Annotated in this window: 1 protein-coding gene; it reads right to left on the reverse strand. The window is 49.5% G+C overall.

The window, feature by feature from the left end:
- Window positions 1-187 (reverse strand): CHC2 zinc finger domain-containing protein (locus GPK49_RS12830; RefSeq protein WP_318283917.1); only part of this gene is annotated, 187 nt, incomplete at its 3' end.
- Window positions 188-206 lie beyond the last annotated feature (19 nt).

Below are 206 nucleotides of genomic sequence, written 5' to 3' on the forward strand. Positions count from 1 at the left end.
CAAAATCAATCACATCCCCATCCGCACCGCAGCCGAAGCAGTGGTAACGCCGATCCAGCTTCATGCTTGGGGTTTTATCATTATGGAACGGGCAGCAAGCCATCCCGTTCCGACCTACATGGATTCCATAATGCTCCGCAGCCTGTCTTGTTGTGACGGACTGCTTCACAGCTTCAAATACATTCAAATCTATCCCTCCTTGAAAA

This window comes from Clostridium sp. MCC345 (assembly GCF_018785345.1).
In the GTDB taxonomy this organism is placed as follows: Bacteria; Bacillota; Clostridia; order Lachnospirales; family Anaerotignaceae; genus Anaerotignum_A; species Anaerotignum_A faecicola.